This is a genomic window from Nesterenkonia ebinurensis (assembly GCF_008711175.1).
In the GTDB taxonomy this organism is placed as follows: Bacteria; Actinomycetota; Actinomycetes; order Actinomycetales; family Micrococcaceae; genus Nesterenkonia; species Nesterenkonia ebinurensis.
In genome coordinates this window covers 74,102-82,347 of sequence record NZ_VWNF01000005.1, presented here as the reverse complement: position 1 = coordinate 82,347, position 8,246 = coordinate 74,102, and the positions used below count along the sequence as shown (strand labels likewise).

7 protein-coding genes and 1 rRNA gene are annotated in these 8,246 nt (G+C 60.8%); all 8 read left to right on the top strand.

Going from position 1 to position 8,246, the window contains the following annotated elements; all coding sequences use genetic code 11:
- Nucleotides 1-114, top strand: a 5S ribosomal RNA gene (rrf, locus tag F0311_RS02615); the annotation flags it as partial.
- A 1,137-nt stretch (nucleotides 115-1,251) separates the two neighbouring features.
- Nucleotides 1,252-3,876, top strand: a complete 2,625-nt coding sequence (locus F0311_RS02610; RefSeq protein WP_150460404.1) for a hypothetical protein — start codon at nucleotides 1,252-1,254, stop codon at nucleotides 3,874-3,876.
- On the top strand, nucleotides 3,876-4,529 hold the full coding sequence (locus tag F0311_RS02605) for an ABC transporter ATP-binding protein (RefSeq protein WP_150460403.1): 654 nt from the start codon (nucleotides 3,876-3,878) through the stop codon (nucleotides 4,527-4,529). Before F0311_RS02610 ends, F0311_RS02605 begins: the two co-directional genes overlap by 1 nt.
- Nucleotides 4,530-4,599: 70 nt before the next feature.
- Nucleotides 4,600-5,460 (top strand): tetratricopeptide repeat protein, encoded by an 861-nt coding sequence (locus F0311_RS02600; protein ID WP_150460402.1) that lies wholly within the window; start codon nucleotides 4,600-4,602, stop codon nucleotides 5,458-5,460.
- Entirely contained in the window at nucleotides 5,457-6,266 is an 810-nt protein-coding gene (locus F0311_RS02595; RefSeq protein WP_150460401.1) for an HAD-IIA family hydrolase, read from the top strand. Before F0311_RS02600 ends, F0311_RS02595 begins: the two co-directional genes overlap by 4 nt.
- Entirely contained in the window at nucleotides 6,266-6,424 is a 159-nt protein-coding gene (locus F0311_RS17890) for a hypothetical protein (RefSeq protein WP_191089698.1), read from the top strand. Before F0311_RS02595 ends, F0311_RS17890 begins: the two co-directional genes overlap by 1 nt.
- A gap of 7 nt (nucleotides 6,425-6,431) precedes the next feature.
- The gene (locus F0311_RS02590; protein ID WP_150460400.1) at nucleotides 6,432-7,220 is read left to right on the top strand and encodes a TlyA family RNA methyltransferase; all 789 of its coding nucleotides are present in this window, start codon (nucleotides 6,432-6,434) and stop codon (nucleotides 7,218-7,220) included.
- A gap of 74 nt (nucleotides 7,221-7,294) precedes the next feature.
- Nucleotides 7,295-8,245, top strand: a complete 951-nt coding sequence (locus tag F0311_RS02585; RefSeq protein ID WP_150460399.1) for an NAD kinase — start codon at nucleotides 7,295-7,297, stop codon at nucleotides 8,243-8,245.
- Nucleotide 8,246 lies beyond the last annotated feature (1 nt).

Genomic DNA, 8,246 nt, shown 5'->3' with positions numbered 1-8,246 from the left:
GGCGGTCATAGCGTGGGGGAAACGCCCGGTCCCATCCCGAACCCGGAAGCTAAGACCCACAGCGCCGATGGTACTGCACCCGGAAGAGTGTGGGAGAGTAGGACACCGCCGGACACACACTAAAAGAAAACCCCCGGTCTCTGCAAAGACGCAGAGACCGGGGGCCTTCTGCTGTTTGTTCGGGGGTGTGCCAGCTGAATGCACGCTGTAATTGGACTGGCTCGGAGGTTGACGGCGCGCTGAGGACCGTAGTATCTTTGCTAGCCATATCTGGTATGTGATTTATATCAAAAAGGTGTGATAAGCGTGTTTGCTGGAGTGTTACGCAGTTCAGTCGTCGCTGTTTCTCTTCTACCTCTTGTACTGAGTCCTGGAAGCTCCGAGCCTCGTCCTGACGAAAGTCCTGGGCCTGATAACGTGAACGTAGAGACGATAACTCTGACCCCTCCCGCTCAAGTCCGAGATTCTGGTGAACTTGCATCATGGACGATGTCCTGGACTGGATCTGGCACGTTGAGGCCAGTCCTTTATTACGGTGATGGGTATTCGTCGACCTTTCCATTGCAGACAAACGGTGGGAGCCGTTCAGACAGTCACCGATTCCATAATTGTAGTACTTCTAGGACATATGAGCAGCGGTTTTTGCTGACCCCAGGCACTCTGGTTGCCGGGGAAGATTTTGCTGATACACACGTCAATGCGGCTACGGGCGCCTGTTAGGGAGTTTAGGATGCGTCTGAGAGTGAGCTTTACAGCAGTAGTCCTTTTTGTTGTCCTCCTATTTGGGCTCAGCAGTTCACATGCTAACGTGACGAATATAGGAGTCACTCCCACGGAACAGAGTGTTATTTCGGGAGAAGAAGCCTCATGGACATTTTCTTGGACGGGGACAGGCTCGTATGAGCGAAACGTTGAGTTCGGTGATGGCTATGCTGCTCAATACCCTCCGCAGAGCAATGGCGGATCGACAGTTTTTAGCCATCATTTCCACGTATGCAGGAACTCGATGAGCTATAACCAAACATTCTGGCTTGGCAATATATCAAATCCGGATTTTGGTGTCGGCGGCCCGGTGTATGCCACAACGCACGTGGGTGCGGGAACTGGCGCTTGCCGGTAGTCGTCAGTTGAGCATCGGACATGTTAGCTGGCCTGAGGAAGCGGATCTTTCGACGGCTCGGGTCGATATTTGCTTGTTTCACGCTCGTTGTATGTGCCGTCTCGGCGTCTCTTCTTGTGCAGCATTCGCAGGTGACTATTTCTGAGTCAATTGAAGATAATTGGCGTGGCGCTTATGATCTTCTTGTTCTCAGTGAAAGTGAATATGTTGATGAAATAGGACAAAGCGGGGAACTGATTCAGCCGAATTTTTCTGGGTTATCGGGTTCGAGGGAGATCGACGGCGAACTGCTTGAGAGAATCTATAATCTTGAGGATGTTGCGGTTGCTGCCCCTTTGGCTTTTGTTGGTCAACTTGAGAATCCTAGTTACGGGGCCATGCTCATAGCAGGAGACCCAGCTGGTGCGGAGTCTGAATATTTCGAGCGTCCCCGCTTGACCAGGATCTTTGTAAGGGTTGAGCACAGTGATGGATTACGTGATCAAGAGTCTGTGGACCAGGAACTGTATCTGGCCACGGGACCTGGGGAAGAATTTCCTGAAGCAGAGGCAGTCGGGGACGGCTTCAACCTTGCAGCAGGCACTTTTGATGAGGACAGTTGGATGGTTGCCATCAACGTTTATGCAGTCCCAGCGTTATCCTCAGGCCTTATAGCCGTTGATCCCTCAGCTGAGTCTGAATTACTGGGGGAATTTGGGGGTATGATCCAAAATCTGGGAGCTTTCGATGATCTCCGTCAAACAGGAGAAGATGAGCGATGTGTCGATTTTCGAGGTGGTGAGAACCTCAATTATGAGGAGGTGCCCAGAGGAGAGTGCCTGGATGATTTTCTCGATGAAGAACTCCTGGGCGGAACTGGAATGCCCCATGTTGGTCAGTACGAATATTTCGATGAGGATGAACAAGATTATGTTCCCGGGCCCGTCATTCCAGTTGTTGTCAACCAGAATGCTTACCCTGAATTGAGGAGTGTTCTGGCAGTCGAAGAATTGAACGTGCCTGAGGAGATTGCCGCAGAGTTCCTGGCCACCGGCGAGTTGAGTGTGGATGTGGACGAGGCGCCCATAGCGAACGAGTTCAGTGAGGAGATTCGGATATCAGAAGAACTGACACCTTTCACGATGCCGTATCTTTCCCTGTCGCTTATTGAAGGAATTGAGGCCCCGCCGGGAAGCTCCCGAACATCTGAACCTGCCATTCAGCCGAGATTGGTGGAACCGCTCAGAGTTGATCCAGATGCTTCTGAGAGTATAGAGCCCCCTGAAGCTGCCGAGGATGCTGTGATGTTGGCCCCCTTGGATTCCGTGGCACTGGATCAGTCGTCAATCCGGGAACAGGCCTACCGCGAGCTTAATGAGATACCCGGGGAAGTGAGTGGGGAGCCTTTGTTCGCGCCAGTGGGTTCATACATCCCTGAGGAACTCGATGACGTGGTGAACCACCCCTCTTACGCTCCACTGGGCACCTATGTGGCAAGCGAGGTGACTGTCATTGAAGAGAATGAGTATGAAGGAAACACGCTTGAGCCCTCGTTCAGCGGCCAGGGAATCGTGTTGCCGCCGCCAGGTGGTATTACCTCCTTCACCGCTTATGAGGAACTCCGGGGAGGTGTCGCCGCGGATGTGGTCCGTGTCCGGGTTGAAGGTGTGGAGGATTATTCGTCTCAGTCCATCTCGCGCATTGAAGCGGTTGCAGCTGATATCTCAGAGCTGGGACTCACAGTACGTGTAGTAGCAGGAGCTTCGATGGCGCCGGTGGGAATGTATGTGCCCGAATACTTCGCTGACGGCAGCGACCTCGGTTGGACACTGGAGGAGTGGACTTCCCTGGGGGCCGCTGTGCATGTCGAGGAGACACAGATGGCCGCGAGTTGGACTTTGTTGGCCATCGCGCTTATCGGAGTGACCGCCTTGGCGGTAGCAGTGCAGCTGCAAAACCTTTCGCCGCGTCGGCGAGAGGCTGCCATGCTTGAAACCCAAGGTTGGGGGCAAGGGAGGACCTTGGCGTGGTTCCTCATTGAGGAAGCGCCCGCGGTGGTTCTGCTGATAGCTGGCGCCGCAGCAGTGGCGCTCCTCGGAACGCGGCCTGGGACCATGCTCGGAAACTGGGCGGCGCTCGGAGCTGTGATTCTGGTCATCGTGGTCACTACATGGTTTGCTACTAGCCGCAGCCCCTACAGCAGCTGGCGAACGCGGCAGCGAGTGACTCGTCCGGCGGCACGGGTCTCTGCGATGGGTCGACGGATCGCCTACTCCTCACCGGGGAGCATGGCGCTGACTGTTATGGGGGTTCTGATACTTGTGGCGGTTTCGGTGACCTATGTACTGGTTGTGGCTTCTGCACGTCTGACCTCCGGCATGTCTCGCATCGCTGATGTGGTGACTTCCCAGCTGCTCTTGCCGCAGGCGGTCCTCGGTGTAGCCGCAGCTGCCGCAGGAATGATCATGCTGCTCTCTGGAATCCGTGCCCAGCTCCATGAGAACAATGCCCAGCACCGAGTACTGCTCACCGTCGGGTGGACGCAGCAGGAGTTGGGCAGAATGGTCCGTCACCAACTGTTCGCAGCTGTCCTGCCTGCCGCTGTGCTGGCTGCGGCGGCAGGAACCGGCGTCGGTCTTATCCAGGACATTGGGGAATATGCGCCCGTTGTTATTGCCATCAGCGCAGTCATGCCGGCGGTCGTTGTGGCGGGCGCGGCGTGGTGGGCGGCGCACTACGCCAAAGAACTCTATGCGGAGTACCAGGTGGTGGTGTGATGAGCAGCGTTCTGCAGCTGTCTGGTATCACGATCGGCTATGACGATGCCCATGGTCGCCGACGCCATGTGGCTGAGGGCTTTGATCTGGCTCTCGAAGCGGGCGCATTTCACTGCATCGCCGGTCGTTCCGGTTCCGGCAAGACCAGCCTGCTCCGAGTAGCGATTGGCACCCAGATTCCTGACGAGGGAACGGTGTATTGGAGCGGACAAGACATCCGCCAACTGTCCCGGGACGCACTGGCCAGGCTGCGGCGGGAGCACATGGGCTATGTGGATCAGGACACGACCGTCATCTCCGAACTCTCCGCACTGGACAACGTGCTGGTGCCTGCAGTTCCGCAGGGGGTCAAGGCTGCTGAGCGGGAGCGGGCTTATGAGGTTCTGGAGCTGCTAGGCCTCAAAGATGTCTCCCGAAACCCGGCCGGAGCTCTCTCAGGCGGGGAACGGCAGCGCCTTGCCATCGGCCGCGCCCTGTTGCTGCGCCCCAGAGTGCTCTGCATGGACGAACCCACCGCCAGCCTGGACGTAGCTACAGCAACAGATGTAGTGGCAGCGGCTCAGGCGGTCACAGACTCCGGGTCCAGCGTGCTTGTGGCCAGTCACGATCCTGTGGTGATTGACGCTGCGGACTCGGTGACACGTCTGGAGTAGCCGGCAGAACTTTTAGCGATCCCATCGGACTTTCGCGGTTTGAACCTGCTCACGCCGGTATCCTGTTCCAGTGACGAAACGAGACCAGCCGATGAACGACCGCAGACCTCACCGCCCGCGTCAGCGTGAAGAGCGCGAGGACCCTGAGCAGCTCTCGCATAATCCCAGGGACCTGCGCCGGGCCAACCGGGAGGATCGGGAACGCTCCCCGGAGATCGACGAGGACGTCACCGGCAAGGAGCTTGACCGGGAGGCCGCCCGTCAACTGTCCACGCTCACCGACAACAACCGCAAATGGGTGGCCAAGCACCTGGTGATGGCCGGCCGCCTGCTTGACATTGATCCTCAACTGGCCTTCGAGCACGCCCTGGCCGCATCCCGCCGCGGCGGACGCCTGGCCATAGTCCGCGAGGCCGTGGGCCTGGCTGCCTATGCGGCAGGCGACTACGCTGAGGCGCTGCGTGAACTGCGCACCTACCGCAGGATCAGCGGGGATCAGACCCACCTGCCGGTGATTGCCGACTGTCTGCGCGCAGTGGGCAAACCGGATAAAGCCATCGAGCTGACCCAGGAGCCCGAAGCCCAGCAGCTGACCGGCACAGCCCGTGCCGAACTGGCCATGGTGCTTGCCGGGGCACACAGGGAAGCCGGCGACGTCGCCGGTGCCAAGGCGGTCCTGGAAATCCCTGAGCTCAATCTCAACCGCGCCTACCCCTTCAGCCCGCGCCTCTATGCCGCCTACGCCGAGGTGCTGCACGCACTCGGGCAGGACGAGGAGGCCCGCAAGTGGAGTGCCCAAATCCCGGTGGCCGAGAATGCGCTGGGCACCGGAGCCTTTGAAGAGCCGGAGATCCTCGACTTCGACGACGAGGATGAAGAAGAGCCCACCCTGCCACGGGTCAAAGACGTGCTGCCGGAAGTCCGCGCATGAGCATCCCACTGATTGACTCTCACGACGGGGTCCTCTTCGACCTCGACGGTGTGCTCTACCGCGGGGCTGATGCAGTCCCAGGCGCACCTGAGGCTGTAGCCACGCTCAAGGAACAGGGCAAGTCCTGCGCCTTTGTCACCAACAACGCCTCGCGCTCCGCCGAGCAGATCGCTGAGCACCTGGTGGAACTGGGTATCGACGCCGAGCCGGGCGAGGTCTTCGGCTCCGCTCCAGCCGGAGTCGCCCTGATGGGCCAGCACCTCCCGGCACCAGCAAAAGTCCTGGTCACCGGAAGCGACTCACTGCGCCAGCTGTGCAGGCAGGCCGGGTACACCGTGGTCACCAGCGCAGCGGAGACTCCCGAGGCGGTGATCCAGGGCTTCGATCCGGGGCTTGGTTGGAAAGACCTCGCAGAGGCCTCCTATGCCATCAACGCAGGGGCCCAGTGGTTCGCCACCAATCTGGACCGCAGCGTGCCCCGGGAGAACGGCATCGCACCGGCCAACGGCGCATTGGTGGAAGCGGTCAGCTTCGCCACCGGTACACGCCCTCGTGCCGCAGGCAAGCCGGAGCCCGTCATGTTCACCCAGGCCGCCGAATCGCTGGGTCTCGAAGCGCCATTGGTGATCGGCGACCGGCTGGACACCGATGTGCTCGGCGGCAACCGCGCCGGCTACACCACCGCCCTGGTGCTCACAGGCGCCAGCACGGAGGAACAGGCCCGCAACGCCCATGGCGAAGAGTCCCCCGACCTGATTCTCAAAACCTTAGACGACCTCTTCAGCGGAAAGCACTGGAGCCTGTGATGACTGAGCCCCACACCGGCGACACCGCCATCTCGCCAGATGAGCCGCTCACCCCGGAAGAGGTGGAGGAACAGATCCGCGAGGCTCAGCAGCTGCACCAGCAGCTCACTGAGCGGCTGAAGTCCACTGAGCAGACTAACCAGTCGGCTGACCACTGACTGAACCATGGCTGAGCGCCTCGACAAAGCACTGGTCACTGCCGGCCTGGTGTCCAGCCGGAGCCGGGCCCACCAGCTGATCGCCAGTGGGCAGGTGGAGGTGGGCGGCGTCGTCGTGCGCAAACCGGCAGCCAAAGTGCAGCCCGGTGCGCAGCTGCAGGTGACCGATGGGGACCTTTGGGTCAGCCGGGCGGCCCATAAGCTGCTCGGGGCACTGGAGGCATTTGAGCAGATCAGCCCGGAGGGAAAGCGCTGCTTGGACGCCGGAGCCTCCACCGGCGGGTTCACCCAGGTGCTGCTCAGCAGGGGCGCGGAGCATGTGGTGGCCGCCGATGTGGGCCGGGACCAGCTGGCTGAGCAGCTGCGCACCGACCCCAGGGTGACCACGGTGGAAGGCATCAACCTCAGGTATGTGCAGCCTGGTGAGCTGGGGGAGCCCTTCGAACTGATCGTTGCAGACCTGTCCTTCATCTCACTGCGACTGGTGGTGCAGGCGCTTGCCGGCCAGGCGGCAGGAGGGGCTGACCTGCTGCTGATGGTCAAACCGCAGTTCGAGATCGGGAGGGAGCGGCTTTCCCGCACCGGGGTGGTCAGCAGCCCTGACCAGCGGCGCGAAGCCGTGGAGGGCGTGATCACAGCCGCCGAGGAGGCAGGCCTGTGGCCGCGTGGGATCGCGCGGTCCCAGTTGCCGGGCCAGGACGGCAACGCCGAGTTCTTTCTGTGGCTGCAGCGTGAGCCGGCTGAAGCCATCTCCGCAGTGGGGGATAGGCTGGGCAGTGTCGAGTTCGGCGACTGAGGCTCAGTGAGATTCAGGAGCCGTGCCCCGGCTGAGAATGACCGGCTGAGAGCAAGCGGAGGGGAGGAGAGCCTATGCGGGCAGTGCTGGTGCTGGCACACACCGGCCGGCGTGACGCCGTAGACGCAGCGGTCACCGTGGCTCAGAACCTCCACTCCGCCGGGCTGAGGCCGGTGATGCTTGCCCACGATCTGGAAGCCATCACTGCCGCCGTGAGCGATCAGTTAGCTGCAGTCAATGTAGCAGTGGCTGACCGGGAGGTCGCCCTGGCCGACTGCGAGATCGGCATGGTGCTCGGCGGTGACGGGTCCATCCTGCGCGCCGCCCACCGGGTGCGTAACGCTCGGCTGCCGCTGATGGGTGTGAACCTGGGTCATGTGGGGTTTTTGGCCGAGTCCGAGCGCACCCAGCTGGACGAATCCGTGCAATGGGTGATCCAGCAGAACTACACGGTGGAGCAGCGGATGACCCTGGATGTGCAGGTCTGGCAGGCCGATCAGCACTTAGGGTCCAGCTGGGCGCTGAATGAGGCCAGTATCGAGAAGGCCTCCCGGCAGCGGATGATCGAGCTGGTCATCGAGATCGATGGAGCCCCAGTCTCGGCCTTCGGCTGCGACGGCGTGGTGATGGCCACCCCCACCGGTTCCACCGCCTACGCCTTCTCCGCAGGCGGGCCGGTGGTCTGGCCCGAGGTGCAGGCCTTGGTGATGGTCCCGATCTCAGCTCATGCGCTTTTCGCACGACCCCTGGTGGTGGACCCTGACTCAGTGATGGGTGTTGAGCTGCTGCCCCGCGGTGAGGAACAGGGCATTCTCTGGTGCGACGGGTCCCGTTCCATGGAGCTGCCCTTGGGTGCGCGGGTCGAGGTGACCCGCTCGGAGACCTCTGTGCTGCTGGCCCGGGTGCACCAGACTCCGTTCTCCCAGCGACTGGTGGACAAGTTCAACCTCCCCACCACCGGCTGGCGCGGACCGGTGGAGGCCTCCAACACTCTGCCCTCCATGGAAGGCGGGGAGGAGGTCTAGG

Coding starts and splice junctions, on each gene's coding strand:
- F0311_RS02605 (WP_150460403.1), top strand. CDS start 3,876: ATGAGCAGCGTTCTGCAGCTGTCTGGTATCACGATCGGCTATGACGAT.
- F0311_RS02595 (WP_150460401.1), top strand. CDS start 5,457: ATGAGCATCCCACTGATTGACTCTCACGACGGGGTCCTCTTCGACCTC.
- F0311_RS17890 (WP_191089698.1), top strand. CDS start 6,266: ATGACTGAGCCCCACACCGGCGACACCGCCATCTCGCCAGATGAGCCG.
- F0311_RS02590 (WP_150460400.1), top strand. CDS start 6,432: ATGGCTGAGCGCCTCGACAAAGCACTGGTCACTGCCGGCCTGGTGTCC.
- F0311_RS02585 (WP_150460399.1), top strand. CDS start 7,295: ATGCGGGCAGTGCTGGTGCTGGCACACACCGGCCGGCGTGACGCCGTA.